Below are 26,020 nucleotides of genomic sequence, written 5' to 3'. Positions count from 1 at the left end.
TATGACTATCCATGAAACAAACTCCACTACTAGAAAAATTTCCACTTGGTAAAAGTGTGACGCTGCGCAACCGTATTGTGATGGCTCCGATGACGACCTGGGCGGGTAATGATGACGGCACGGTATCTGATGAGGAAGAAGCATATTATCGTCGACGCGTTCAGGATATCGGGCTGGTCATTACTGGCTGTACACATGTTCAGGAAAACGGCATTGGGTTTACGGGAGAGTTTGCTGCGTATGACGACAAATTTATTCCGGGTTTAAAGCGCCTTGCTATGGCTGCAAAAAGCGGTGGAGCACCGGCAATTTTACAAATATTCCATGCAGGTGTAAAAACCAGCCCTGAACTGGTTTCGGATATTGTGGCTGCAAGTGCTATTCCCGGTGACGCCGGTCCTTTCGCACCGTCCGTTACCCCTCGTGAACTGACATGCACTGAAGTCGAAACTGTTATTCAGGCTTTCGGGGAAGCAACTCGCCGTGCAATAGAAGCAGGATTTGATGGTGTTGAGCTACATGGTGCCCATGGTTTTTTACTTCAAAACTTTTTCTCACCTCATTCCAACCGTAGAGAAGATCAATGGGGCGGCTCTCTTAAAAACCGTATGCGTTTCCCGCTCAGCGTCATTGAGAGTGTGCGTAAAACGATTGCTGATCATGCAACCCATCCCTTCCTGATGGGATACCGCATTTCCCCGGATGAGCATTACGAAGATGGGTTGCGCATTGATGAGTCGCTTCAGCTGGTTGACCGCCTGGTCGATGAGGGTATCGATTATCTTCATGTATCACTCGGTAATGCACTTGTAGCCAGACCAGTTGATGCACCGAATGGCCCCAAAGTCATCGAAATCGTGCGTGATCACCTTGCTGGACGTATACCTCTGATTGTTGCCGGGCAGTTGCGAACACCAGAGCAAGCCGAGGATGCTGTAAAAGCAGGGGTATCATTGACGGCAGTAGGTCAGGGTATGGTTATGAACCCAGACTGGGTTCAATTCGTGGATGGCAAAGCTGAAGGAAAAATTGCTCTCAATATTGCTGCATCAGACGTAGAGAAACTTGCTATACCCCAAAAACTGTGGCGTGTAATTGAGGAAACGACTGGCTGGTTTAACATCCGTTAAATACGGCTAACCGTGATGAACGCGGCGCGTTTTATCAAAATATGCTCGCCAGGTCACCGCCAGGTCGCGGGGGGTACGCCAGATGAAATCGGCGCACTGGCCGAATTCCTGTTCGGCCCGAACGGAACCTACATCTTTCTGCATAACCTGTTTTAACGCACATTCACATTTTTGGTCAGCAGATAAACTCAGGTTTTGCCTGACCAAAATGTGAGATTACATGGAATTAATCAGAAAACCTCTGGCGTTTGCGCTCACCCTGCTCCTTTTACCGGCGGCTGTTTCAGCCACCACCACCTTGCGATATACCGATCACGAACCGCTGGGCGGAATGCGTACAGGTTTTATCCACGACGTGTTCTTCCCTGCTGTCGAAAAAGAATCTCAGGGTCGCCTTAAGATTAAAGCGCACTGGGGCGGCGAACTTTCGACCAGCTACGACGCATTACGCACCGTGCGCGAGGGAAAGACAGCAGATATCGGCATTGTCGTGCCGGAATATGCCGCGAAAGAACTGCCGCTGCATCAGATCTTCAAAAGCTTTCCGGTCGGGCCTTCCGGCGATAAGCAAATTGCTTTCTTCCGTCGCGTTTTTACTGAAATCCCCGCCTTCCCTGCTGAACTGAAAAAAGCAGGCGTAGTGAATGTGCTGATTGCCACGGGTTATCCGCTGGCATTTTTCAGCACACATCCGCTCAAAAACCTCGAGGATATTAAAGGGACAACCTGGCGTTCAGCCAGTTTCTGGCATCAGGGTTTTCTGCGTAATGCCGGTGCCACGCCGGTAACCATGCAGTGGGGGCCGCAGACTGTGGAAGCCTTTAAAACCGGTACGCTGGACGGCATTATGGTCAATGTCGACAGCGGTTATGATCTTAGAATTCAAAAGATGGCCCCTGATGTTTTAGTCTCGAAAGAGCTGTGGCTGGGCCATGTTTATCTGCTGGTGATGAATCAGAAAGTCTGGAACGAGCTGGCGCAGCAGGATAAAGACGCCATCACCCGCGCTGCCGGCATCGCCTACAAAACTGCCGGTTCAGTGATGGACAGCAATTATGAACCACAGCTCGATGCCCTGCGCAAAGAGGGCGCAAATGTCCGCGAGCTGCAACACAGCGAAGTGACCCACTGGAAAAAGGTTACCCGCTATCAGGACGCTCAGGCTCAGTGGGTAAAAGAGCAAGAAGCACAAGGCAACACACTGGCCGTGCCGGTGATGGAAAAAGTCAGCGTGCTGATGACTGAGTCGATGAACTCCCGCTGACCGGCGCTTAGCAGCAGGTGCTCAGGTCCGGTCGTGTACGCCACGCGGTCAGGTTTATCGTGTAAACTGAAAGCCAGCACCTGCAATGTCTGTAATCTGAGGAGTCATCAGAATGAATAAAGAACTCAACGAATTCGAACGTTTTGTTATTGAAAATAAAGGGACGGAGCGCCCTTATACCGGTGAATATAATGAGCACTTTTCACCGGGCCGTTATGTCTGCAAAAGATGTTCTGCGCCGCTGTATTCGTCAGAACATAAATTCGAATCTCACTGCGGCTGGCCCGCTTTTGATGATGAAATTCCGGGTGCGGTTGAGCGCGTGCCTGATGCCGATAGCCGCAGAACCGAAATTGTCTGTGCCAACTGCAAGGCGCATCTGGGGCATGTCTTTGAGGGAGAATATTTAACCGAGAAGAATCTGCGTCACTGTGTGAACTCCGTTTCAATGGTTTTTGAAAGCGCAGACGAGCGTGGTAATTATCACAAAGCGGAATAAGCAGGAAACGATGTGAAAAAGGGCCGCTCAGGAGCAGCCCTTATAAGGAAACGCCAACAATATCATCATGGCGTGATGTTTTATCCGGGGGGTGCTCAGTAAACCTAATGCCAGGGTCTGACGTGTTTACTGACCTCCGGTCGCAAAGAATGTCCCGCTGTAAGGTATCGGCAGATAATCATGGAAAATCTGCTTCAACGTGTGTTCCGGTTCGATATCCGTAAACAGTTCCGGATAAAGTGTCTTCGCCATGAACTCCGTGGCGGCAACGTGCCATGGACTTAAGTAGAAATTCTGCCAAATTATCCCCGTTCGGCCATTATGCAGGGCTTTCAGTTCACGTAATCCATTCTGTCTGGCCGTTAATTCACGCAGGCTCTGCTGCGCCATGTCGGGGGTGATCGCCGGACCGAGTTTCAAATCATTCTGATCTTCAGCAGCACCCGCGCCGGTAGCGATGTAAACTTCGGGTTGCGCCATGATCACCACTTCCTCATTTAATCGTCCAAAGACGCCCTGTACCGTTTTGCTGGCGATGTTATCCCCCCCGGCAAAGGACAGCAGTTCACCAAGACTTCCCTTTACCGCCGTTACGCAACATTCATTCCGGCGTCCAAGATGTAGCTGAAGCAGCACGGTCGGCTTTTTCCCGTGGTAAGAAGCCAGGCGGTCATGAATGACCTGCATATGCGCATCGTAGAAGCGATTGAAAGCCTGCGCTCTTGCGCTCTGATTAAGCACTTCGCCCAGGATAGCCACACTGCGCGTGGTATTTTTAAGCAGACGCACACGGAGATCTATTTTAACAACCGGAATATGCGCGGCGTCGAGCATGGCTTTTAGCCGTAAATCTGCATCGTCATAGCGCGCCAGACTCGGCAAAATGACCAGATCCGGTTTGAGCGCCAGCACCTTTTCAGGATTCATGTCATTAGTCCCGCCCAGCCCCAGCGACGGAATAGCCAGCATATCGGGAAACTTCTGCGCAAATATCGCCCAGATCTGACTGTCATATTTCTTCAAATCAAGGGGCCAGCCGACGATGCGTCTGACCGGATCGCCGGGTTCCAGCATCGCCAGCGTATAGAGCATGCGACTTTCTCCCAGCACAATACGTTGCGGATTATCCGGAATTTCAACATGATTGCCGTCGATATCGATAATGGTCCGCGCCTGCGCTTTCAGACTTATCAGCGCCAGAAACAACATAAGCAGCAGGCTAATCAGCGCATGTAGCATGCGCCTCTGGCCGGGAACAAAAGCAATATTCAGATTAGAATTCAACACTTGCCTGCACCATTAAATTACGGGTTTCACCTTCACGCACGCGAAGATTACCGCCACTGGAAGTGTAATAATGTTTATTAAACAGATTATTCAGGTTCAGTTTCAGCTGGGTTTTCTCACCGAACAGCCGGTTATTCCAGGCCACGAAACTGTCAGCGACGACATAATCAGGCAGAGTGAAACTGTTTTCCGGATCCCCCGCCCGCGTGCCGACATAACGTGCTCCCCCGCCGATGCGGAAATCCCCCGGCAGGCCGTTAATGGTCAGGTTATGACTCAGATACAGTGCCCCTGAATGGCGTGGCGCGTTTTGCAGGCGGTTGCCATTATTGGCGGAATTCACGCCATCATCGACAATTTCCGCTTTGTCATAGCTGTAATTCGCGCTGACATCCCAGTCAGGCAGAATTTCACCGTTGAGCTCAAATTCAGCACCGCGTGAGCGTGCTTTATCAATGGCGCGGGTGTTTCCGTTGATGCTGAGCGACATATCCCGCTCATCAATACGATACAGCGCCACACTGGCAAACAGGCGCGGAGTCATCTGCCATTTGCTGCCCACTTCCCAGGTCGTGCCCTGCTCCGGCTTGCCGACGTTGCCGTCATCATCAACATCCGTGGACGGGGTAAAGGACTTGCTGACGCTGCTGTACAGGGACACATCAGGCGTGACTTTATAAATCAGCCCTGCCTGTGGCAGGAATTTATTGCCTTCGGAATCCAGGGTCTGAACAACCGGATCAAATCCCTTTGAAGCACGCTGTTCATAATGCTGATAACGGCCGCCGACGACGGCAATCCAATTAGGAGTCAGCGAAATACTGTCTTTTGCATACACTGAACGGCTGTGGATACGGTTCAGGTTATTTCCGTTCGCGGTATTCTCTGTTGTGCTGTCGACGACCGGTGAGAGGATGTCGTATTGCGGATCATTATAGTTAAAACTGCTGTTCGCCTTGCCCTGATATTGATGCGCACGATAGGTCTGGTTCATCTCATAATCCGTGCCCAGCACGATATTGTGATTCATGCCCAGAATGTCCTGAGAGCCCAGCAAATCCCAGGAAACATATTTGGTCTTGTGATTAAAGCCGCGGTTAGCATCCGCCCTGCGCGTCACCGCACCGGTTGTTGTGTTCACTGCGGTTACCCTGACTTCGTCATTGTCGTAGCGGCGCTGGTTCCAGCCAAGCGTGAGACGGGTACTCCAGTCGTCGCTGAACTGCCAGTCATAATGGGCGTTCAGGGTTTTATTATGTCCCCAGGCCCGGTTTGACTTGTCGTCCAGCCGGTCTTTGTAGCCGATATCGATCGGTTTACCGTTAATAAAAGCGGTACCGCGATCGTAAGGAATGTCGTAGCGATAATCGGAATAGCTGATCAGGAAACTGGCCTTTTCGCCATACCATTGCAGAGAGGGAGAGAGTAACGTGTGCTTGTCACTGCCAAAATTACGCCAGTAATCCTGATCTTGTTTTTCAGCGATCATGCGAAATGCAAACCCGTTACCCAGCGGGCCGGTAACATCCACTGTCCCTGCGCCGCCGCCCTCACTGGCATAACGCCCGCTGACTTTCGTATGCCAGTCATATTGTGGCTTTTTGCTCACAAGATTAATCACGCCACCCGGGTTTTGGATCCCATACAGTAAAGAAGCAGAGCCTTTCAGCACTTCAACTCGCTCCGTGGTAGCATCAAAATTGAGGCCCTGGCTGCTGCGTACCCCGTCACGATAAACAGAACCATCAGAGTTGGAACCGAAGCCACGGCGGACAAAGCCATCCTCCGTGCCCGCCAGCGTATTGCCCTCGCTCACACCCGCAACAAAACGCATCGCGTCAGAAAGGCTCTCAGCCTGATAGTCATCCAGCTGTTGCCGGCTCACCACGCTGACCGACTGCGCTTCGTCAAGACGAGGTGTCGGCGTTTTGCTGGCAACAGAACTTGAGCCTGCGCTGTACCCCTGATTATTTTGCTCCTGACCGCTAATCGTCAGGGTATCGCCATCGTCTGCTGAATAACCGGTATTTGGGGTTATCATCGCGACGCCATAAAGAGCGGCAATTAATGCAGGATGGTGTTTTCTTTTAAAATTAAATAACGCTTTATTATTCATTTAATTCGACCTGGTATGAAAATGACGCCTTTTCCGTAAAAAATTGCCAGATAGCGTTAAAACAACATCCACATAAAGAAATGGGTTATATCTTCTGGCTGTTCACTGTCTTTTATTTTTATTTTGATAGGGCAACAAATAGCCCCGTCAATGCAATTGATTATCATTCAACCACGCACTGATGTAGTAGTAAATTGTCTTTTTCATTTTTCTGCTACATGAAGATGCGTCAGGCCGTGCCTTTACCGGCAAAGCAGGGACAACATTAAGATATTGATTTAATTCAATATTATAACAAAACCCCTTCCCCAGAATGAAAATTCCAAGACTTTACTGCTCCGGATTAAAAATATTCTTCCCCCTAAAAACACTACATTGCTAAGATGGTAAAAGTGCCCGTTAACCCGATGTCATTTTTAAGTGATTAAAAATTAAGAGGATAAGTAAAACTCCATGGCTGATGTGCGAATTAAAAAAAGGATCGATGTTTTCGGAGAACGATATCGCGCACGGGCTCATACGCTCCCGCCAGGGTTGCAAACCGTTGCGTCTTATATCCAGAACAATCGTGAAGCAGCGCTGGACGCAACGGCCATGGAGATTGCTGCCGCCACAGAAGTTTCCGATGCGACTGTAATACGTGCTGTCCAGGCATTAGGTTTTGCCGGGTTGCGGGATATGAAAAAAACGCTGGAGGCGTGGTTTGGGACATCGGTCAATTCTGAAGAAAAGATGATCACCACAGTCAGCGAACTCTCGTGTGATATGACGTCAGGAATGGACTTTGTTCTCGACGGCCATAAGCGCGCTTGTGATGCCCTGGCAGAGCCCGCAAACCGACAGGCTATTTCTGAAGCCATTGCCTTACTGGCCGGTGCCCGTCAGGTGGCGCTGTTTGGTATCAATGCGTCCGGCATTCTGGCCGAGTACAGTGCGAGACTGTTCACACGCATTGGGATCCCGGCTATCTGCCTTAACCGTTCGGGAATTGCGCTGGCAGAACAACTGATCGGCCTGCAGCGTGGAGATGTGCTGATCATGATGGCGCAGAAGAGCGCGCACCGTGAGGGGAAAACGACGGTACATGAAGCAAAACGTCTGGGTATTCCGATAATATTACTGACAAATGCCGCGGAATCCTTTTTCACCAGGGAAGCCACCGTCGTTATCAATGTGCCGCGGGGTGGTGAGAATGGCAGAATGCCACTTCATGGCACTGTCCTGGTGTGTCTTGAGATGCTGATTTTATCCGTCGCTTCCGCATCTGCATCGCGAACCATGAAAACGATGAAGCGGATCCAGGATCTGAACAAAGCCTTAAATGCTCCCCGTTCTAAATGAAGATCATGTAACGGATCTGCGTAATTACACAGCGGGTTAAATTTTTTATTCCTGAGATCCTCTCCCCTCAATGCTCAGGGATATTACTTACGCGCGCGACATGTCGTAAATAACGTCCTGATTATTTAGCGAAATAATTATTTTTTGGTGTAATCGTCATTCTCTTACTAACATTAAGGCAGCTAATGTAATCGTGTGATTATTCACTGACATTAGCCAGGATAAGCAGTGATTATGAGGGGGTAAGCTCCCTTCTTACTATCAAAAATATGGCGATATATGGAGATGTCCAAATGACTGATCATCAAAGGCCTGCCACTGAAGTTTATAACGAAACGTTGATTGAGCCTGCGAACGGAGTGCCGCTTAAACGTATTTCGTGGAGTGCTATTTTTGCCGGCGTCATTATTTCAATGGTGGTTTATTTGTTACTGGCAATATTAGGGACAGCCATCGGAGCCAGTACCATTGATCCCCTGAAAGAGCAAAACCCGCTCGATGGATTAGGGAAAGGAGCGGCCATCTGGACAGGCATCAGCATGTTGATTTCGATTGCGGCCGGGGCATATGCCAGCGGACGACTGGCTCAGCGTGAGGGAGCTTTGCATGGCGTATTGATGTTTGGGGTAAACACCTTAATCTGCACCTGGTTCCTGATTGTGGTCGTCAATAATGCGGTCAGCGGTGCAGCCAGTGTTGTGGGATCCGGGTTACAAACGTTAGGCAGTGGAATATCTGCCGCTGCGCCACCGGTAGGTCAAATGGTAAAAGACAAGCTGGGAGAAAATAATATTAATCTCGACAGTCTGCAGAATGAACTTGAAACCACTCTGCGCCAGACCGGGAAACCGGAGTTGCAACCAGAGAACCTGCAAAATAAAGCCGAGGGTGAAGTAAACAATGCCCAAAATCAGGCGGCTGACACCAGTAATCATCCGCAAACCGCCGATACGGATCTCACTAATTTTATTAAAGGTTTAATTAGTCGTAATGCAGATACATTCCAGGCAGCTGACCGTGACGCGTTGAAAAATATCATTAAAGCCCGTACCGGAAAAAGCGATCAGGAAGTCGATCAGATTGTCAGCCAGGCTGAAAAAACCTATCAGCAGGCCCGTGCTAAATATGAAGAACTGAAACAGCAGGCAGAGCAGAAAGCCCGCGAAGCCGCTGAAAAAGCAGCTGCTGCAACGGCGAAAGCCAGCTGGTTTACCTTTGTGATGTTGGTGATTGAAGCCATTCTGGCGGGCTTTATGGGCATGCTGGGACGCCGTACTCAACCCCGTGCTGTTTATACCCATCAGCGCCCGTTGTAATGACAGCCTCATAAATGTCCTGATGTAAAACACGGGAGGAGATAGCGATATCTCCTCCTTTTTTATTCAGTCCCGGAAGCTGCTTAACCCGCCCTTTTTCCTACCATGCTCCTTCTCGTTTTGTTTTCGCTGACCCGCTCGCTTCACTCAACAAAGAGATGCCCTTCCCGAAAAATGATACTTTGATCACACTCCATAAATGTTAACGTTAACATTCGTGATTAACATCATAATTTGCGCTTTATGAATCTTTGAAAACTCATATGTTAACGTTAACAATATGACTCCTTGTGACGATTCAAACCCGGACATGCCATGAAAAACAGTCAACGAAGTCATTACGCATTGCTGAGTGGTTTACTTTTTTCCTTTTTCTACACCTGGTCTTCCGCCTTTTCGCTTATCTCACTGTGGCTGAGCCAAAAGGTCGGGCTGAAAGGCACTGAAACAGGCTTGTTTTTTTCCGCCGTCGCGTTGACCGCGCTTTGTGCACAGCCTCTGTACGGTTTCATTCAGGACAAACTGGGGTTGCGTAAAAACCTGCTCTGGTTTCTGGGTTTTCTGTTACTCATCAGCGGGCCTTTCTTTATTTTCGTTTTTGCGCCGCTGCTGAAGATCAGTATTTTGTCAGGCGCTGTGGCGGGCGGTTTGTATGTCGGTGCGACTTTTTTTGCCGGGATCGGTGCGCTGGAGTCTTACACCGAGCGCGTCAGTCGTATTCTTGGATTTGAGTTCGGTAAAGCCAGAATGTGGGGTTCACTGGGCTGGGCCGTCGCAACCTTCTTTGCCGGGATGCTGTTTAATATCAATCCCAACCTCAACTTCTGGATGGCTTCCTGTTCGGCTGCCATTTTTCTGCTGCTGCTATGGCAACTTCGGGAAGTGAAAACGGATGCCCTGAGCCAGCTCGAATACGGCAAATCCAGCACCCTGACGCTCAGCGATGCGATGACCCTGTTCCGCCTCCCGCGGTTTTGGGCGCTGATTGTTTTTGTTACCGGCGTCAGCGTCTACAACGTCTACGACCAGCAATTCCCGGTGTATTTCGCGTCACTGTTTTCTGATGTCCGCCACGGCAACGAGATGTACGGTTTCCTTAACTCTTTCCAGGTGTTTCTGGAAGCGGGCGGCATGTTCCTGGCACCTTTTGTTGTCAACAAAATCGGGGCGAAAAACGGACTGTTACTCAGCGGGACGATCATGGCACTGCGCGTGTTTGGATCAGGCCTGGCAGCGGATGCGGTCACCATTTCCTGCATGAAATTGCTGCACGCTGTTGAGCTGCCCATCCTGCTGATTGCGATGTTTAAATACATTACCACCCGCTTTGACCCGCGCCTTTCCGCAACGCTATATCTGGTTGGATTCCAGTTCATTACGCAAGTCTGCGCCAGTGTGTTGTCGCCACTGGCCGGTCACGGCTACGACCTGCTGGGCTTTGCTGACACTTACATGATCATGGGGACGCTGGTTCTGGTGCTCACTCTCGTTTCAGTTTTCCTGCTGACCGGCGAAAAAAGCCAGGCTCCACCTTCCCCGGCATCCAAAAACATGCTTCTGAATAAAAGTGAGATGATATGAATACAAAACTTGAACGCGCGCAACTGGCGCTTAATCAGGCAACAAACCAGCGCGGTAACGCCTTTTATCCCAACTTTCACCTCGCCCCTCCGGCGGGCTGGATGAATGATCCGAATGGCCTGATTTATCATCAGGGGGTATATCACGCGTTTTATCAGCACCACCCGTTCAGTGAAAACTGGGGGCCAATGCACTGGGGGCACGCCACCAGCAAGGATATGGTGAGATGGCAGCATCAGCCGGTGGCACTGGCGCCGGGAGAAGAATTCGACCGCGACGGTTGCTTCTCCGGCAGTGCCGTCGATGACAATGGCACGCTGAGCCTGATATACACCGGCCACGTCTGGCTCAATGGTGAAGGCAATGACAGCGCCATCCGCGAAGTACAATGTCTGGCAACCAGTCAGGACGGTATTCATTTTACCAAACAGGGTGTGGTGCTGACGCCGCCGGAAAATATCATGCACTTTCGCGATCCGAAAGTGTGGCAGGAAGACGGTCACTGGTGGATGGTCGTCGGTGCCCGTGACGCCAGCGATTGTGGACAGGTGCTGCTTTATAAAGGCACCAGCTTGCGCGACTGGACGTTTGATCGCGTTCTCGCCAAAGCCGACGCCGGTGACGGTTACATGTGGGAATGCCCGGATTTCTTCCCGCTGGGCGATGAACATATTCTGATGTGCTCGCCGCAAGGGATCCGCACGCAGGGCCATGATTATCAGAACTTATTCCAGAGCGGTTATCTGCGCGGGCACTGGCAGCCGGGTCAAAACTTTGAGATTACGCAAGGCTTTATGGAACTCGACCACGGGCACGACTTCTATGCGCCGCAGTCATTCACTGCGGCTGACGGACGCCGGATCATTATCGCCTGGATGGATATGTGGGAATCGGTGATGCCGTCCAAAGAAGAAGGCTGGGCGGGCTGCCTTACCCTGCCCCGCGGGCTGACGTTACGTGACGGAAAAGTCCGCATGATGCCGGCAGAGGAAGTCTGCACACTTCGCCGGGAACATCGCCCGCTGACGCCCTGCGTGCTGAAAAGCAGCGTGCAGCAACTTTCTGAAAATGCTCAGGCAACTGAAATTATCTTGCAATGGGATCTCAGTCATTCGGACGCGGAACGCTTTGGCATCACGCTCGGCGACGGTCTTTGCCTGTTCGTGGACAAACAGACACAAAGACTCTTTCTGAACCGGGATTATTCCGCATACGGAATTCAGGACAGCCGCAATGTCGCGCTGCCGGAAGGCAATCTTCTGGAGTTGCGTGTCTTTATCGACCGCTCATCGGTGGAAGTTTTTGTTAATCAGGGGGAGAAAACGCTCAGCAGCAGAATTTATCCGCAGCCGGACAAGCGCGCCCTTTCTCTCTTTGCAGAAAAAGGACAGGCCATGTTAAGTCAGGGAGATAGCTGGACACTGAGCACCGAATAACGTCACAAAGAAGCACGTTCAAGCAGCGGGGAGGAAATCTGTATCACTCCGCTGTTCGGCCGCTGTTCGATCAGATGCAATACCGCTTCACGGCCTATCTCGCGGTGCGGCAACTGCACCGTGGTCAGCGGCGGCTGGAACAGGTCACCGATACCGACCATGTTGTCATAACCCAGAACCGCCACCTGCTGCGGGATGGCGATGCCTTTCGCCAGCAATACCTGATAGGCCAGAAACGCAATACGATCGTTGCCGCACACCAGCACGTCAAAATCCGGCTTATCGTGCGGGGTAAACTCATTAAGTAAAGCCACCACATCGCGATAATGCTCATCACCTGACGCCATATGGAACTGGCGCAGTTGTTGTGCAGGCAATCCGGCTTCCTGCCATGCCGCTTCCGCGCCCGCCCTTCTGCAAATTCCGGCAGGTATGGAATCGGGTAAATAAAAGCATAGCGGACGCTGGTAACCTTTCTTGATCAGGGCTTTCATCGCCTGATACTGCCCTTCAAAGTCATCAGGAATGTAACCCGGCAGCGCGTGTTCGCGGCTCAGGCAGTTTGCCAGCACCAGGTTTTTATCCAGCAGACGTTCCGGGATTTCTACTTCACGCAGCCCCATGGTCGTAAAGATAATGCCGTCCGGGCGCTGAGAAAGCAGCTGACTTACCGCCCGCTTACTGTCTTCCTGCGACGTGATATTGACCAGAAAACTGCTCCAGCCAAATTCACGCGCCGTCAGTTCAATCGAGAGAAGGAGTTCAACGGAAAATGGCGTGGTGGCGGTATCAAGCGCCAGCACACCCAGAGTCGAGACTTTGGTACTGCGGCCACGCATTTTGCGTGCGGAAAAATCAGGCACATAATTCAGGGCGCTGATCGCCGTCTGAACACGCGCCAGTGTCTCGGGCTTTAGCCGTTGCGGTTCGTTAATGGCGCGGGACACTGTCATCAGCGACACCGCGGCCAGTTGTGCTACTTCTTTCAGCGAAGCCATAACTCTCCGGTCCGGCAAAATTGACTCCCCTGATCCTACACAAAAAAAGGGTCTGGGAGTAAATCTATTCAGATCAGATCTGAGAGGAAAACGCCTTTAAGGTCGCGCTGTCGGGCAAAGCGGTCATTGCGCCTCTCGCGGTGGTGGCAAGCGCCCCGCACGCCAGCGCCTGATGAATGGTTTGCTGCCATGCGCTGTCCGAGGTCAGTGGCCAGTGTTGCGCCAGTCCGGCCAGCAGCCCGGCGACAAAGGCATCTCCTGCACCGGTAGTATCCACCGCCCGCACTTCGGGTGCCGGGTAATGCTTCAGGCTGGCATTTTTCTTCCGGTAGACCGACACACCTTGTTTCCCCTGCGTGACCAGCAACATTTCGGGGTTATAACGATCACACAGGCGCAGCATTCCCTCGGACAACAACGCTTCTCCGGTCAGAAATTCCAGCTCGTCCTCCGATATTTTAATCACATCCGCCAGCGACAAGGCGCGGTCAAGATTGTCACGCAGCTGTTCATCATCAGGCCACAAGTCATGCCGGATATTGGGATCAAAACAGACATATCCGCCCGCCGCTTTCATCTGCGCCATTGCCAGAAAAGCTGAAGCCCGGGAAGGTTCTGCGGATAAGGCAATCGAACACAAGTGTAAAAACTGTCCTGCGCTAAACGCCGGAATGTCGGTGGCCTGGAGGAATAAATCCGCGCCCGGACGCACCATAAACGTGAAGGAACGCTCGCCGTCAGCGTCGTTTTCCACCACCACCGTGGAAGTGCGGTGATGCGGATCAGGCGTCATGCACTCTGTATTGACGCCCTCATCATCCAGGGTCTTCATCAGAAACGTCCCGAACGGGTCATCACCCACGCGTCCGATAAAAGCGCTGTCGCCGCCGAGACGACAGATGCCGACGGCAACGTTTGCCGGTGCTCCGCCCGGACATTTTAATAAGCGGCCATCCTGCTCAGGGATCAAATCCACCACGGCATCGCCAAGTACCCAAACCCGGTTATTCATCTTCATTCCCTTTTCATAATCCTGATAAATCGTCTGTCGATAAAATAGAAGAACCGGTTTAGCTAATCAAGAGCAAATGAATTTTCAGGACGACATTGGGAATTGCCAGCAAGATCACAAATCCGGCACAAGGCTGCCGAACTTCGTTGCGTAAATACATAGCGGGTGTTTATTGTGCTCAGGAAAACCAGTTTATCAATTTAGCAAAATGGTTTTCCCATAATAATTAAACTTCCTCTGAAGGGATAAAAATGATGATGAAACCTCGCTATCTTGCTGTTGCTATTGGACTTATTCTTTCTTCTGCGGCTCAGGGGGCCGATCTTTCTTCCAGTGCTATTGAAGCCCGCTTTGCGGCGATGGAAAAACGACTACAACTCGCCGAAAGCCGAGCCGCTAAGGCCGAAGCCCGTGCTACGCAGGCAGAACAGCAGGTTAAACAACTCGAGACACGCACCGCCAGCAACGAACAGCAAACCCGTCAGGTGGCGAAGACGGCTGAAATCACCCAGCAGCAAACTGCCGATGTGGCTAAACGCACCGAAACGTTAGCCGGCAATGCCAAAAGCAACAGCAGTGATAACAGCGGGTTTAAATTCAGTGGTTATGCCCGTTCCGGCGTGATCATGAACGATTCTGGCACCTCAACGGAAAGTGGCCCGTACGTCACCCCAGCCGGACAAACAGGCGGTGCAGTCGGGCGTCTGGGTAACGAAAATAACACCTACGTCGAACTCAATCTGGAGCACAACCAGACGATGGCCAGCGGTGCGACCTCCCGCTATAAAGTCATGCTGGCTGATGGTCAGCGCAGCTACAACGACTGGACCGGCGCGACCAGCGACTTAAATATCCGTCAGGCGTTTGTCGAGCTGGGTTCACTGCCGACATTCACCGGGGTCTGGAAAGATTCCACGCTTTGGGCGGGTAAACGCTTTGACAGGGATAATTTCGACATTCACTGGCTGGATTCCGACATCATCTTCCTGGCGGGTACCGGCGGCGGGATCTACGACGTCAAATGGGGCGATAACCTGAAAAGTAACTTCTCGCTTTACGGAAGAAACTTTGACGATCTGAAAGATGACAATAACGACGACACCCGCATCGAAAACTACATTGTCACGGCCAACAACTATGCCGGTCCATTCCAGTGGATGCTGAGCGGCCTGCGTGCCAAAAATAATCAGGATCGTGAAAATACCGGCAACCGGGGGATCAGCACCGCGGCGGACACCGGCTTCCACACGATGCTGGCGTATCACGGTGACAGTTTCTACGGCCTGCGCGAAGGGACATCGAAAACAGCCTTGCTTTACGGGCACGGACTGGGCGCAGAAGTGAAAGCGCTGGGCTCTGACGGACGTCTGACTGACGATGCCAGTACGCTGCGTCTGGCAACATATGGCATCACGCCGCTCAGCAAAAACTGGAGTATCGCCCCGGCGGTTCTGGCGCAGCAGAGCAAAGACCGTTATGTCTCTGGCGATGATTACAAATGGCTGACCTTTAACACGCGCCTGATCCAGCAAATTACCGAGAACTTCGAACTGGCATATGAAGGCAGCTATCAGTATATGGATCTCAATCCACAGGGTTACAGCGATTACAACAAAGTGAAAGGCGGTTTCTACAAACTGACCTTCGCTCCGACCTTCAAGGTAGGCGATATCAGCGACATGCTGAGTCGTCCGGAAATCCGCTTCTTCGCCACGTATATGGACTGGAGCAAAGAGCTCGACAGTTATTCCTCCGCGGACTCATTTGGTACCGACGGATTCACGGCGGGCGGACAGTGGAACTTTGGCATCCAGATGGAAACCTGGTTCTAAACGGCAGGGTCTGATTTAAATAAAACGCCCGGCCAGACCGGGCGTAAATGATAATGAAAAACTAAGGGATTCTATGAATATCAATGCAATCGCGACTGAATTGCTTCCGCTGTTGGGTGGCAAGGAGAATATTGCCAGCGCGGCACACTGTGCCACCCGTCTGCGCCTGGTGCTGGCGGACGACAACCTGATCAACAAAAGTGCTATCGAACAGGTCGAAGGCGTTAAAGGCTGTTTCAGCAATGCCGGACAGATTCAGATCATTTTTGGTACGGGGCTGGTGAACAAGGTCTACGCCGAATTTATTAAAGTGGCCGGTATCAGCGAATCCAGTAAATCTGAAGCCGCGGATATTGCGGCGCAAAAGCTGAATCCGTTCCAGCGCATCGCCCGCGTGCTGTCGAATATTTTCGTGCCGATCATTCCGGCGATTGTGGCATCCGGCCTGCTGATGGGGCTGCTCGGCATGGTGAAAACCTACGGCTGGGCCAACCCGGAGAGCGCGATTTTTATCATGCTCGATATGTTCAGCTCAGCGGCGTTTATCATTCTGCCAATTCTGATTGGTTTTACCGCCGCGCGGGAGTTTGGCGGCAACCCGTTCCTCGGCGCTACGCTGGGCGGCATTCTGACCCATCCGGCGCTGACTAACGCCTGGGGCGTCGCCAGCGGTTTCCATACCATGAATTTCTTTGGTATTGAGATTGCGATGATCGGCTATCAGGGCACAGTTTTCCCGGTACTGCTGGCGGTGTGGTTCATGAGTTTCATCGAAAAACGCCTGCGCAAAATCATTCCGGATGCGCTGGATCTGATCCTGACGCCTTTCATGACCGTGATCATTTCCGGCTTTATCGCTTTCCTGATTATCGGCCCGGCGGGTCGTGCGCTGGGTGACGGCATCTCCTTTATTCTCAGTACATTGATTACTCATGCAGGCTGGTTCGCGGGGCTGATATTTGGCGGGCTGTATTCGGTCATCGTCATCACCGGTATTCACCACAGCTTCCATGCGATCGAAGCCGGTTTGCTGGGTAATCCAAATATCGGCGTGAATTTCCTGCTGCCGATCTGGTCGATGGCTAACGTTGCGCAGGGCGGTGCCTGTCTGGCGGTTTACTTCAAAACGCGTGATGCGAAAATTAAAGCCATCGCAGTGCCTTCGGCGTTTTCCGCCATGCTGGGTATTACGGAGGCAGCAATCTTCGGGATCAACCTGCGCTTTATGAAGCCTTTTCTGGCGGCGCTGGCGGGCGGTGCGCTCGGCGGTGCCTGGGTGGTGGCGATGCACGTCAATATGACGGCAGTCGGTCTGACCGGCATTCCGGGGCTGGCTATCGTGCAGGCCAGCTCTATTCTCAGCTACCTGATCGGTCTGGTGATTGCCTTCGGCAGCGCATTCCTGCTGTCATTGCTGCTGAAATACAACACGGAGAGTGAGAAATGACGGAAACCAGTTTGCTGAAAAAAGCACTGCGCAGCGTGGTAGCCGGTCAGGTTAAAGCGGCGGCAGACCCTTATCGCCCCGGCTGGCATCTCGCGCCGCCGGTCGGGCTGCTCAATGACCCGAACGGATTTATTCAGCATAACGGTCGTTTCCATTTGTTCTATCAATGGAACCCGCTGGCCTGCGCGCACGGTGCTAAATTCTGGGGGCACTGGAGTTCGGCAGATTTACTGCACTGGCAGCATGAACCACTGGCGCTGGCACCTTCAGAAGCCTACGAATCCCACGGCTGTTATTCAGGCTCAGCCGTGACAGATAACGGCAAGCTGACGCTGATTTATACCGGTAACGTGAAGTATCCCGATGGCAGCCGTACCGCATTTCAGTGTCTGGCGCGCGAAAATGCAGACGGCGAATTTGATAAAACCGGGCCGGTATTTAATCTGCCGGAAGGCTACACCGGACATGTGCGTGATCCGAAAGTCTGGCGGCATGAAAACCACTGGTACATGGTGCTGGGCGCTCAGGATCTCAGCCTCAAAGGCAAAGTGTTATTGCTGCGATCTGACGATTTATCAGCCTGGGATCTTCTGGGCGAAATTGCCGGTTCAGGTTTACAGGGGCTGGGCGAATTCGGCTACATGTGGGAATGTCCGGATTTATTCCGGCTGGCAGATAACGACATTCTGATTTGCTGTCCGCAAGGTTTAGCGGCGGAATCTGACCGTTATCTGAATACGTTCCAGTCGGGTTATTTTGTCGGGCAACTGGATTACGACAATGCGACCCTTGAGCACGGCGAATTCACTGAGCTGGATCTGGGGTTCGAATTTTATGCGCCACAGACCACGCAAACGGATGACGGGCGACGCCTGCTGATTGGATGGATGGGTATCCCTGACGGCGATGAGTTTTTCCAGCCGACAATACAAAATGGCTGGCTGCATACGATGACCTGCCCGCGCGAAGTGACGCTGGTGGCGGGTAAAATCATGCAAAAACCGGCGCGCGAGCTGCAACAACTCCGTCGTGATGAGCAGGCATGGCAGGGGATTGCCGACGATTGCCCTCCTCTGAACATCACAAAAGCCGAAACAGAAATCGTCACAGAACACGCTTTCAGCGCGGATTTAGGTGGCGACATGACGCTCAGCTTCGACGGAGAATGGCTGCATTTAACGCGAAAAAACCGGCGCACTGGCTTGCCCGAACAGCGTATCTGGCGCGGCGCGCTGCACAAACTAACGGTGTTAAGCGATGCGTCGAGCCTTGAGATTTTCATTAATGGCGGAGAAGCAGTGATGTCCTCACGCTATTTCCCTGTTTTACCGGCACAATTGAACTTACAGGGGTCACATCAGATTACGCTGCACCACTGGTCGTTGGCGGAATGCGTGATAGAATAAATGTCTTTCCGGACAACAGAATATGGCGCAGTGAAAAAGACCAAACGCATCACTATCAGTGGCATAGCCGAACTGGCTGGCGTCTCAAAATCGACTGCCAGCCAGGTACTCAACGGACACAGCAAGAAGTTTCGAATCTCCGATCCCACCCGGGATCGGGTGCTGGCCGTGGCGGCTGAACATCATTATCAGCCCAGCATTCACGCCCGTTCGCTCAATGTCACGCGCAGTTTCACACTTGGGTTAGTCGTCCCGGAAATGACCAACTATGGTTTTGCTGCCTGCTCCAACGAACTTGAGACGCTGTGTCGCGAGAACGGCATGCAGCTGCTGATTGCATGCACGGATGAAAATACCAGTCAGGAAACCATGGTGGTCAATAATCTCATTCAGCGTCAGGTCGACGGACTGATTGTCGCATCCAGCATGCTCAGCGATGCAGAATACGTCAAAATCAGCCAGCAGTTACCAGTCGTCTTATTTGACCGTCATATGCAAGACACGCAGTTGCCGATTGTGGTTTGTGAAGCCATCGAATCCTCAGCAGAACTGGTCTCACGTATAGCGCAAACCCAGCGTGATGAATTTTATTTTCTTGGCGGACAGCCGCGAATTTCCCCTACCCGTGACCGCCTCGCGGGTTATCAGCTTGGCCTGCAGCGGGCGGGTGTCAGCCTGGATCCGGACTGGATTGTGTACGGCAATTACCACCCAAGCTCTGGCTATGAAATGTTTGCACAATTATGCGCCCGACTCGGACGTCCGCCCAAAGCGCTTTTCGTGGCTTCCTGCGGCCTGATGGAAGGCGTTCTGCGCTATATGAGCCAGCATCAGCTGCTCGAGAGCGATATTCATCTGTGCAGTTTTGACGACCACTATCTGTACGATTCCCTGTCCGTGAAAATTGACACGGTCGCGCAGGATTGCGGGGAACTGGCTATGCACTGCTTCAGCATGATCAGTGACCTGATGAATGAACAACCCATCGCACAAACCCAATGCTTCCTGACCCCTAAATTGCACTGGCGTTCCCGGCACTTCTCGCAGATCAAATAAATAGTAAATACTCTCGCAACAAGATGATGTGATAATTCATTTCGCATCATCTGATTTATTCCGCCTGCGTTGTCCTTTGTGGTCATCCATGCGGGAGAGCACCCTGATCATTTTGCGTGTGAACGATAAATACCTGACTGATTTTCACACTTATAATTAACATTAGTGCATATAAATTAATATTCCAGGCTAATTAAATTTCCCCCGCTGTGACGGATTTCAAAATACATAAAGATGCCTTCCTGTATATTTATACGGTGAATGTATTTAATTACCAGTGCAGGTAATCATAATGAATAACAAATATAAATTGCATGAATTTCTTGATGTAAAAAGACTTCAGACTCTCCAGGATAATTTTAGTAAATCGATGATGATTGCCTTAGTGGTAGTCGATCAGGATGGCGTTCCGGTGACACAGGCCAGCGGGTTTTCAGATTTCTGCGCCCGGTCACGCCTTAATGAATCGCTGGCGAACCACTGCTACGAAAGTGATAACGCCGGTGGACGTGCCGCTATGGAGTCCGGAAAACCGGTGGTGTACCGCTGTTACTGCGGCTTTGTTGAGTTCGCTGTGCCGATCATGATTAACGATCATTATCTTGGCGCGTTTATTTCCGGCCAGGTAAAAGTCGAGGAAGAGAAAGAGCGCACCATTCCGTATATTCTCGATAACAACGAAATATGGAAAGAAAATGAATGGCTGATCGACTTACATCATGATGCTAAACGCATGCCTTACGATCGTTTCGAATCGACCGCCTCCACATTATTACATGTCTCGTCATATCTGGTAGAACAGGCACATACCAACAATATTCAGCGGGAACTGCACCGCAAAGATCTCGAACTCACCGATGAGTTGCGTAAAAGAGTGGAAATAGAACGTTCATTGCACGAAGCGGAATTCAAAGCTCTGTCTTATCAGATTAACCCGCACTTTCTATTTAACGTATTAAATACCATTGGCCGTCTGGCATATCTGGAAGATGCACAGCGCACAGAAACCATGGTGCATGATTTTTCCGACATGATGCGCTATTTGCTGCGCAAAAATAATCATGGTCTGATTACGCTAAGTCATGAAATTAATTATGTCACCTGCTACATGTCAATTCAGAAAGTCCGTATGAATGACCGTTTCGATTATGAGTGTGATATTCCGGAAAAATATCTTGATGTCGTCTGCCCGTTTCTGATTTTGCAACCCCTGGTCGAGAACTTTTTCAATTACGTTGTCGAGCCGAGAGACACTCCCAGTATGCTGCGCATCAGCGCGACTGACGACGGGCACGATGTCATTCTTGAGGTAACCGACAATGGCGACGGTATGTCACGTGCTGATATTGCCAACATTTTATCCGGTGACGAAAACCGTCAGAAAGGCGGTATCGGCATTAATAATATAAAAAACCGCCTTCAGCTGTTATTTGGCGAAAGCTATGGTCTGGTGATTTCCAGCGCGCATCAGCCAAGAATGGGAACCACCATCACTCTTAAATTCCCCATGCTGCAAGCCTGAAACAGGGAGAAAAGACTATGTACAATATTGTGATTGTAGAAGATGAACTGATTGAATCTGAATCTTTGCGACGCATTGTGTCTCAGTACGTCGATAATTCCGTGGTGCATGAAGCCAATACCGGCAAAAAAGCCATCCAGCTGATCGACCAGCTCGATCAAATCGATATGATGTTGGTCGATATCAATATTCCGCTGCCTAACGGCAATCAGGTGATTGAATATCTGCGCACCAAAAGTGCCAGCACCAAAGTCATTGTCACTACCGCTAATGACGACTTTGATATTGTACGCAGCATGCTGAACCTGAAAGTGGATGATTATCTGCTGAAACCGGTGAAGAAAAGCACACTGACTGACGCCATCAGCAAAACCCTCGAAGTCAGTGACGTGGACATTGCGGCGTCACGGGCACTCAAACAATCTGTCGGCGAGATGATCGAACAATGCGATTATCATCGGTGGCATCAGTTTCTGTTGAATGCGCTCGATGACGCCTGCGCGGGTACGCCTTCCGGCATCAGTCAACGCAAATTACTAACGGATATACTCGAATTACTGCATCAGCATCTTTCTTCACTGGGAGATAAAGGACTGCCCGCTGGGAAGAAAGTGACGGCAATGATCCAGGAAATCAGCCAGTCAGGCATTACGCCGGGAGCCTATTTCCGCATCATGACCGGCCTGCTAAGCATTGGTGAAGACGTTTTCGATCATGCACTAAAGCACTTTTCAGGCACCATGAGTTTTATCGATCGCGCCAGATTCCACATTGAGAAAAACATTCTTAATAATCTGACGCTCGACGATATTGCCGCACGCTCCTTCGTCAGTTCCTGCTATCTGAGCCGGGCCTTCAAGAAAATGACAGGCTACGGTTTTTCAAATTACATCGCTGCCCGCAAGTTAAGCGTAGCCAAATCACTTTTGCAGTTCAGCGATCTCAGAATCAACACCATCGCGCTGGAACTGTCATATCAGGACGCCAATTACTTCTGCCGGATATTTAAAAAAGAAACCGGCATGTCACCGTCAGATTTCCGTAAAATCGTCGCACCAGAACCCGTCAATTCACAAGCGGGCTAATTTTGTGGGCGGGCTCGCCGTAAGGGCAAAAAAGTCCACCCTGCCCGCAAGATAATTCACGTTGCTTTCAGCCGCCGCCCCCTACCATGGGGGAACCTTTGAACAACGTGGCGCGACTTTGGAAGACTCTCTTTTTACCTCTGAATCGGTTGCCGCCGGGCACCCTGATAAAATGGCCGACCAGATAGCTGATGCCATTCTGGACGCCTTTCTTTTACAGGATCCACAGGCCAGAGTGGCATGTGAATGCCTGGTCAAAACCGGCGTAGCCATTGTGGCCGGGGAAATCAGCTCAACCGCCCATGTTGATATCGAATCGGTTATCCGTCACACCATTAAAGAAATTGGCTACAACCATTCCAGCCTGGGTTTCGATGGCGCAACCTGCGCCGTACTGAATATGCTGGGTAAGCAGTCTGCCGATATCGCACAAGGCATCGGCGGCACAACCCCTGACTCACTGGGCGCGGGCGATCAGGGCATCACTTTCGGATATGCCTGCAATGAAACGCCGGAATATATGCCGGCGACGCTGGTGTATGCGCACCGGCTGATGGCGCGTCATGCGGCGTCACGCCAGTCTGGGCGGCTGCCCTTTCTGCACCCAGACGCTAAAAGTCAGGTGACGTTGCGCTATCGCCAGCATCAGGTGGTATCCGCCGATACGCTGGTGATTTCAACGCAGCATTGCCCGGAGATTTCTCTTACACAACTTCGCGAAGCGGTGCTGGAAGAGATCATCAAACCGGTTATACCTGCCCGCTGGCTAACGCCGCAAACCCGTATTTTGATCAACCCCGCCGGACAATTTGTCACCGGCGGTCCGGCAGCCGATTGTGGTCTGACTGGCAGGAAAATCATCGTAGATACCTACGGCGGCGTAGCACGTCATGGCGGCGGTGCGTTTTCGGGTAAAGATCCGTCGAAAGTCGATCGCTCGGCCGCTTATGCTGCACGCTATGTGGCAAAAAATATTGTCGCGGCGGGGCTGGCAGAACGCTGCGAAGTCCAGTTCGCCTGGGCCATCGGCCTGCCCCGCCCGGTCGCCATCCGCATCGACACTTTTGGCAGCAGCCCGCTGACGGAGCAACAGCTGGTTCAGCGGGTGAACCGACATTTTGACCTCAGCGTCAGCGGCATCATCGCGACACTGGATTTGCTTGTCCCGCGTTACCGTCAGACCGCCTGCTACGGCCATTTTGGTCGCGACATTTTCCCCTGGGAAAAAACCGATAAAGCACAGGGACTGCGCGATAACGCCTGAATATAGTGCGCGACGCACTTCACCTTGAATCTGTTAACAGGAGCGACTTATGCCCGGACAAAGTTTGGGATTAATTGAAACCGTCGGTCTGGCCGCGGCAATAGAAGCCGCGGATGCCGCGATAAAATCCGCGCACGTCACGCTTATCGGCTATGAACTGACCCAAGGTGGCGGTATGGTCACCGTCAAACTCGAAGGCGAAATCGGCGCGATTAACGCGGGGGTCGCAGCGGGTGTGATGGCGGCCAGCAAAGTTGGCACCGTTTATGCGCACAAAGTAATTGCCCGCACAGCGCAACACATTGAATGCATGATTTATTCTGCAGATACCCTCGGCATAACCGCTGCCGAGCCTGAAGCTGAACCCGTGCCGTTTGAAAACCCACTCACTATTCCGGTGCGTAATGTGGAAGAACTGAATGTGGAAGAAACGCCGGATCAATCCACTTGTATGGATTTTTCAGAAGAGGCACCGAAGAAGGAACAATCAACGGTCACTGTAAACAACAGCCAAAAGCCTCGTGGCGCTGGCCGTAGAAAATAAACGTAAAAAAATAAACGTAATTTGCAGATAAAAAAACGGCGATGCATCAGCACCGCCTTTTTTATGGGATGTTTTTATGGGCTAAATGAAATCTAAGGTTTTGCAACTTCCGCCACCGGCACATTACCCGGCAGGTTTTTACCTATACACAGGCGATACACCGCAGCACCCAGGCAAGCACCGATAACAGGCGCAATAATCGGGATCAGGAAATAAGGAATGTCACGACCTCCGGTCATGGCGATGTCACCCCAGCCGGCAAAGAAAGTGAATAATTTCGGGCCAAAATCACGCGCCGGATTCATGGCAAAACCAGTCAGCGGACCGGTGGAAGCGCCGAGAACTGCGACAAGAATGCCAATCAGCAACGGACCTAGCGGGCCACGCGGCACGCCGTTGCCGTCGTCGGTCAGCGCCATGATCAGTCCCATCAGAATCGAGGTTATGACTATTTCGATAAACGCGGCCTGCCACACGCTGATGGCCGCCGAAGGATAAGTACTGAAAATGCTGGCCAGTTGAAGGCTTTCCACACTGCCGCGTACCATATGGCTGGCGGTTTCAAAATTGATAAACAGATTATGGTAGAACATGTATGCCAGCAGCGCGCCACCGAAAGCCCCGGCTACCTGGGCGATAATATATGGCACCACTTTACGGGCGGGAAAACACGCAAACAGCCACAGAGCGATGGTGATCGCGGGATTCAGGTGTGCGCCGGAAATGCCTGCGGTGAGATAGACAGCCAGCGAAATCCCCAGCCCCCACACAATGCAGATTTCCCACAAACCAAAACTGGCTCCTGCAACTTTTACTGCCGCAAGACAGCTGATGCCAAAAAACAAAAATAAGCCGGTACCAAGAAATTCCGCAATACATTGCGTCTTCACTGAATCATTCATACAACGACCCTTCCCGATAATTGTTTTATAAGGCTGGATTTCCTTAACAGAAACTCAGCCGCCGATATGGCAATGAAAACCAGACGACTCAACTTCTCTTTTTAATAATTCCATTTTTGATTCGGCAATACTGTCTGCTTCGCCCATCGGATAAATACGCCCCAGCAGGCCATACTTATTTTCACCAAAAGAGTGATAAGGCAATAAATGCAAGGTATCGACGTTAGACATCAGCCGCGCAAATTCCGCAATATTATGTATTTCTTCGGAATTATCATTCACGCCAGGGATCACCGGAATACGCACAATGGTTTTGGTCAGGAATGAAATACGCAGTAAATTCTCCAGGATCTGACTATTTTCAATCCCGGTATTCGCCAGATGAACGGCCGGATTGATCGCTTTAATGTCGGTAAGTGCCAGATCAACGTAAGGGAATACATCGGCAATCACCTCCGGCGTGGTAAAACCGGTCGTTTCGATGGCCGTGTGCCAGCCCTTTTCCTTACAGGCTTTCAGCAGTTCCCGGGCAAAATCAGGCTGCGCCAGCGGTTCACCGCCGGAAAGCGTGATGCCGCCGCCAGAACGACGGTAGAGATTTTCTTCCTTTTGTAGTTCCCGCATAACGTCAGCGACCGTCATGCGTTTACCTTTCATTTCCAGAGCCTGTGTCGGACAAACCTGCGTACATTTGCCGCACTGAATACAACGTTCGCGATCAATAAAGAAAGCATTACTGACCGATAATGCCTGCTGCTTGCATGCCTCAATGCATTTACCACAGCGAATACAATCGCTCTTCTTAAAAATTAATTCCGGCTGAGGACGTTGTGATTCCGGATTACTGCACCATTTGCATGACAGCGGACAACCTTTAAAAAAAGGAATAGTGCGGATCCCCGGCCCGTCATGCAAAGAATAGCGCTGAATATTAAACAGCACCCCTTCCATCTCATAATCGACTTTATTCATAACTTGACCC

Annotated in this window: 22 protein-coding genes; 16 read left to right on the top strand and 6 right to left on the bottom strand. The window is 51.3% G+C overall.

What is annotated here, in order from left to right; all coding sequences use genetic code 11:
- Positions 1 to 11: 11 nt before the first annotated feature.
- From CKQ54_RS22395 to CKQ54_RS22385, 4 genes are all read left to right on the top strand, one after another.
- The gene (locus CKQ54_RS22395) at positions 12 to 1,130 is read left to right on the top strand and encodes an NADH-dependent flavin oxidoreductase (protein ID WP_120162953.1); all 1,119 of its coding nucleotides are present in this window, start codon (positions 12 to 14) and stop codon (positions 1,128 to 1,130) included.
- Between the two features lie 15 nt (positions 1,131 to 1,145).
- Positions 1,146 to 1,286 (top strand): hypothetical protein, encoded by a 141-nt coding sequence (locus CKQ54_RS25610; protein ID WP_167459678.1) that lies wholly within the window; start codon positions 1,146 to 1,148, stop codon positions 1,284 to 1,286.
- 64 nt (positions 1,287 to 1,350) lie between these two features.
- A complete protein-coding gene (gene dctP, locus CKQ54_RS22390) occupies positions 1,351 to 2,394 on the top strand; it encodes a TRAP transporter substrate-binding protein DctP (protein ID WP_120162952.1) in 1,044 nt (347 codons plus the stop codon).
- A gap of 112 nt (positions 2,395 to 2,506) precedes the next feature.
- A complete protein-coding gene (locus CKQ54_RS22385; protein WP_120162951.1) occupies positions 2,507 to 2,893 on the top strand; it encodes a methionine-R-sulfoxide reductase in 387 nt (128 codons plus the stop codon).
- A gap of 126 nt (positions 2,894 to 3,019) precedes the next feature.
- Here the strand turns inward: CKQ54_RS22385 and CKQ54_RS22380 are convergent, their stop codons facing one another.
- Both CKQ54_RS22380 and CKQ54_RS22375 read right to left on the bottom strand, forming a co-directional pair.
- Positions 3,020 to 4,132 carry an ABC transporter substrate-binding protein gene (locus CKQ54_RS22380; RefSeq protein WP_120162981.1) on the bottom strand — a complete coding sequence of 371 codons (1,113 nt, stop codon included), beginning with the start codon at positions 4,130 to 4,132 and terminating at the stop codon, positions 3,020 to 3,022.
- A 34-nt stretch (positions 4,133 to 4,166) separates the two neighbouring features.
- Entirely contained in the window at positions 4,167 to 6,296 is a 2,130-nt protein-coding gene (locus CKQ54_RS22375; protein ID WP_120162950.1) for a TonB-dependent siderophore receptor, read from the bottom strand.
- A gap of 453 nt (positions 6,297 to 6,749) precedes the next feature.
- Here CKQ54_RS22375 and CKQ54_RS22370 point away from each other — a divergent pair, with 453 nt between their 5' ends.
- The 4 genes from CKQ54_RS22370 to CKQ54_RS22355 all read left to right on the top strand — a co-directional run bounded on the left by CKQ54_RS22370 (position 6,750) and on the right by CKQ54_RS22355 (position 11,970).
- Complete coding sequence (locus CKQ54_RS22370; protein WP_120162949.1) at positions 6,750 to 7,637, top strand: MurR/RpiR family transcriptional regulator; 888 nt, start codon at positions 6,750 to 6,752, stop codon at positions 7,635 to 7,637.
- Between the two features lie 293 nt (positions 7,638 to 7,930).
- Positions 7,931 to 8,953 carry a hypothetical protein gene (locus CKQ54_RS22365; protein WP_232829894.1) on the top strand — a complete coding sequence of 341 codons (1,023 nt, stop codon included), beginning with the start codon at positions 7,931 to 7,933 and terminating at the stop codon, positions 8,951 to 8,953.
- Positions 8,954 to 9,268: 315 nt separating this feature from the next.
- Positions 9,269 to 10,534, top strand: a complete 1,266-nt coding sequence (locus CKQ54_RS22360; protein WP_120162948.1) for an MFS transporter — start codon at positions 9,269 to 9,271, stop codon at positions 10,532 to 10,534.
- Positions 10,531 to 11,970, top strand: a complete 1,440-nt coding sequence (locus tag CKQ54_RS22355; RefSeq protein ID WP_120162947.1) for a glycoside hydrolase family 32 protein — start codon at positions 10,531 to 10,533, stop codon at positions 11,968 to 11,970. Before CKQ54_RS22360 ends, CKQ54_RS22355 begins: the two co-directional genes overlap by 4 nt.
- Before the next feature lie 2 nt (positions 11,971 to 11,972).
- On the opposite strand, the gene CKQ54_RS22350 is transcribed toward CKQ54_RS22355, so the two are convergent.
- Together CKQ54_RS22350 and CKQ54_RS22345 are read right to left on the bottom strand one after the other, a co-directional pair.
- Positions 11,973 to 12,968 carry a LacI family DNA-binding transcriptional regulator gene (locus CKQ54_RS22350; RefSeq protein WP_120162946.1) on the bottom strand — a complete coding sequence of 332 codons (996 nt, stop codon included), beginning with the start codon at positions 12,966 to 12,968 and terminating at the stop codon, positions 11,973 to 11,975.
- Positions 12,969 to 13,041: 73 nt separating this feature from the next.
- The gene (locus tag CKQ54_RS22345) at positions 13,042 to 13,980 is read right to left on the bottom strand and encodes an aminoimidazole riboside kinase (RefSeq protein ID WP_120162945.1); all 939 of its coding nucleotides are present in this window, start codon (positions 13,978 to 13,980) and stop codon (positions 13,042 to 13,044) included.
- Positions 13,981 to 14,231: 251 nt separating this feature from the next.
- Between CKQ54_RS22345 and CKQ54_RS22340 the strand changes: the two genes are divergently transcribed.
- The 8 genes from CKQ54_RS22340 to CKQ54_RS26015 all read left to right on the top strand — a co-directional run bounded on the left by CKQ54_RS22340 (position 14,232) and on the right by CKQ54_RS26015 (position 24,136).
- The gene (locus tag CKQ54_RS22340; protein ID WP_120162944.1) at positions 14,232 to 15,812 is read left to right on the top strand and encodes a carbohydrate porin; all 1,581 of its coding nucleotides are present in this window, start codon (positions 14,232 to 14,234) and stop codon (positions 15,810 to 15,812) included.
- Between the two features lie 73 nt (positions 15,813 to 15,885).
- The gene (locus CKQ54_RS22335; RefSeq protein ID WP_120162943.1) at positions 15,886 to 17,259 is read left to right on the top strand and encodes a sucrose-specific PTS transporter subunit IIBC; all 1,374 of its coding nucleotides are present in this window, start codon (positions 15,886 to 15,888) and stop codon (positions 17,257 to 17,259) included.
- Positions 17,256 to 18,665 carry a sucrose-6-phosphate hydrolase gene (locus tag CKQ54_RS22330; RefSeq protein ID WP_120162942.1) on the top strand — a complete coding sequence of 470 codons (1,410 nt, stop codon included), beginning with the start codon at positions 17,256 to 17,258 and terminating at the stop codon, positions 18,663 to 18,665. Before CKQ54_RS22335 ends, CKQ54_RS22330 begins: the two co-directional genes overlap by 4 nt.
- Positions 18,666 to 19,721, top strand: a complete 1,056-nt coding sequence (locus CKQ54_RS22325; RefSeq protein WP_120162941.1) for a LacI family DNA-binding transcriptional regulator — start codon at positions 18,666 to 18,668, stop codon at positions 19,719 to 19,721.
- A gap of 292 nt (positions 19,722 to 20,013) precedes the next feature.
- On the top strand, positions 20,014 to 21,243 hold the full coding sequence (locus CKQ54_RS22320) for a sensor histidine kinase (protein ID WP_120162940.1): 1,230 nt from the start codon (positions 20,014 to 20,016) through the stop codon (positions 21,241 to 21,243).
- A 17-nt stretch (positions 21,244 to 21,260) separates the two neighbouring features.
- A complete protein-coding gene (locus CKQ54_RS22315; RefSeq protein WP_120162939.1) occupies positions 21,261 to 22,328 on the top strand; it encodes an AraC family transcriptional regulator in 1,068 nt (355 codons plus the stop codon).
- Between the two features lie 118 nt (positions 22,329 to 22,446).
- The gene (gene metK, locus CKQ54_RS22310) at positions 22,447 to 23,592 is read left to right on the top strand and encodes a methionine adenosyltransferase (protein WP_120162938.1); all 1,146 of its coding nucleotides are present in this window, start codon (positions 22,447 to 22,449) and stop codon (positions 23,590 to 23,592) included.
- Positions 23,593 to 23,641: 49 nt separating this feature from the next.
- Complete coding sequence (locus CKQ54_RS26015) at positions 23,642 to 24,136, top strand: BMC domain-containing protein (protein ID WP_120162937.1); 495 nt, start codon at positions 23,642 to 23,644, stop codon at positions 24,134 to 24,136.
- A gap of 92 nt (positions 24,137 to 24,228) precedes the next feature.
- On the opposite strand, the gene pduF is transcribed toward CKQ54_RS26015, so the two are convergent.
- Both pduF and CKQ54_RS22295 read right to left on the bottom strand, forming a co-directional pair.
- Positions 24,229 to 25,038, bottom strand: a complete 810-nt coding sequence (pduF, locus tag CKQ54_RS22300; protein WP_120162936.1) for a propanediol diffusion facilitator PduF — start codon at positions 25,036 to 25,038, stop codon at positions 24,229 to 24,231.
- A gap of 54 nt (positions 25,039 to 25,092) precedes the next feature.
- Complete coding sequence (locus CKQ54_RS22295; RefSeq protein ID WP_120162935.1) at positions 25,093 to 26,010, bottom strand: glycyl-radical enzyme activating protein; 918 nt, start codon at positions 26,008 to 26,010, stop codon at positions 25,093 to 25,095.
- Positions 26,011 to 26,020: the final 10 nt, after the last annotated feature.

It is taken from the genome of Rahnella variigena (genome assembly GCF_003610915.1).
Lineage (GTDB): Bacteria > Pseudomonadota > Gammaproteobacteria > Enterobacterales > Enterobacteriaceae > Rahnella > Rahnella variigena.
The sequence above is the reverse complement of the archived record's forward strand: the minus strand, read 5'-3'. Positions and strand labels throughout refer to the sequence as shown.

Bases quoted from the DNA above. Each gene is read 5' to 3' on its own strand.
- CKQ54_RS22365 (WP_232829894.1), top strand. From the start codon at position 7,931: ATGACTGATCATCAAAGGCCTGCCACTGAAGTTTATAACGAAACGTTG.
- CKQ54_RS22380 (WP_120162981.1), bottom strand. From the start codon at position 4,132: ATGCTACATGCGCTGATTAGCCTGCTGCTTATGTTGTTTCTGGCGCTG.
- CKQ54_RS22355 (WP_120162947.1), top strand. From the start codon at position 10,531: ATGAATACAAAACTTGAACGCGCGCAACTGGCGCTTAATCAGGCAACA.
- CKQ54_RS22340 (WP_120162944.1), top strand. From the start codon at position 14,232: ATGATGATGAAACCTCGCTATCTTGCTGTTGCTATTGGACTTATTCTT.
- CKQ54_RS22370 (WP_120162949.1), top strand. From the start codon at position 6,750: ATGGCTGATGTGCGAATTAAAAAAAGGATCGATGTTTTCGGAGAACGA.
- CKQ54_RS22315 (WP_120162939.1), top strand. From the start codon at position 21,261: ATGTACAATATTGTGATTGTAGAAGATGAACTGATTGAATCTGAATCT.
- dctP (WP_120162952.1), top strand. From the start codon at position 1,351: ATGGAATTAATCAGAAAACCTCTGGCGTTTGCGCTCACCCTGCTCCTT.
- CKQ54_RS22325 (WP_120162941.1), top strand. From the start codon at position 18,666: ATGTCTTTCCGGACAACAGAATATGGCGCAGTGAAAAAGACCAAACGC.
- CKQ54_RS26015 (WP_120162937.1), top strand. From the start codon at position 23,642: ATGCCCGGACAAAGTTTGGGATTAATTGAAACCGTCGGTCTGGCCGCG.
- CKQ54_RS22375 (WP_120162950.1), bottom strand. From the start codon at position 6,296: ATGAATAATAAAGCGTTATTTAATTTTAAAAGAAAACACCATCCTGCA.
- CKQ54_RS25610 (WP_167459678.1), top strand. From the start codon at position 1,146: ATGAACGCGGCGCGTTTTATCAAAATATGCTCGCCAGGTCACCGCCAG.
- CKQ54_RS22295 (WP_120162935.1), bottom strand. From the start codon at position 26,010: ATGAATAAAGTCGATTATGAGATGGAAGGGGTGCTGTTTAATATTCAG.
- CKQ54_RS22345 (WP_120162945.1), bottom strand. From the start codon at position 13,980: ATGAATAACCGGGTTTGGGTACTTGGCGATGCCGTGGTGGATTTGATC.
- CKQ54_RS22320 (WP_120162940.1), top strand. From the start codon at position 20,014: ATGAATAACAAATATAAATTGCATGAATTTCTTGATGTAAAAAGACTT.
- pduF (WP_120162936.1), bottom strand. From the start codon at position 25,038: ATGAATGATTCAGTGAAGACGCAATGTATTGCGGAATTTCTTGGTACC.
- CKQ54_RS22335 (WP_120162943.1), top strand. From the start codon at position 15,886: ATGAATATCAATGCAATCGCGACTGAATTGCTTCCGCTGTTGGGTGGC.
- CKQ54_RS22330 (WP_120162942.1), top strand. From the start codon at position 17,256: ATGACGGAAACCAGTTTGCTGAAAAAAGCACTGCGCAGCGTGGTAGCC.
- CKQ54_RS22360 (WP_120162948.1), top strand. From the start codon at position 9,269: ATGAAAAACAGTCAACGAAGTCATTACGCATTGCTGAGTGGTTTACTT.
- CKQ54_RS22350 (WP_120162946.1), bottom strand. From the start codon at position 12,968: ATGGCTTCGCTGAAAGAAGTAGCACAACTGGCCGCGGTGTCGCTGATG.
- CKQ54_RS22385 (WP_120162951.1), top strand. From the start codon at position 2,507: ATGAATAAAGAACTCAACGAATTCGAACGTTTTGTTATTGAAAATAAA.
- CKQ54_RS22395 (WP_120162953.1), top strand. From the start codon at position 12: ATGAAACAAACTCCACTACTAGAAAAATTTCCACTTGGTAAAAGTGTG.